Annotated in this window: 1 pseudogene; it reads right to left on the bottom strand. The window is 33.2% G+C overall.

The features are described from left to right. Positions 1-391, bottom strand: a pseudogene (gene scpA / locus SB717_RS33995) (segregation/condensation protein A); the annotation flags it as partial.

Genomic DNA, 391 nt, shown 5'->3' with positions numbered 1-391 from the left:
GCTAGCATATCATATAACGTAACATCAAGAGGCAAGCTTGTCTCTTCTTCTTGTTGCAACGATGTAAAGTCAATTGGTGGACGTGTATATAGCTGTGCTCTTTCTTGTTCTCTTTCTTTTAACTCAGTAGCAACTTGCTTATATTTCTTATATTCAATTAACCTCTCCATCAATTCTTGACGAGGATCATCTATAAAATCATCACCGTTATCAAGTACATCTTCTTCATGTTTCGGCAACAACATTTTACTTTTAATTTGTAATAACGTTGCGGCCATTACTAAATACTCACTTGCAACATCTAATTGCAGTTCTTTCATCGTATGCACATAAGATAAATATTGCTCTGTAATATCTGCTACAGGAATATTATATATATCAATTTCATAAC

The sequence above is a fragment of the Priestia sp. SIMBA_032 genome (genome assembly GCF_046535215.1).
GTDB lineage: Bacteria > Bacillota > Bacilli > Bacillales > Bacillaceae_H > Priestia > Priestia aryabhattai.
This window is presented reverse-complemented; position numbering and strand designations above follow the sequence as displayed.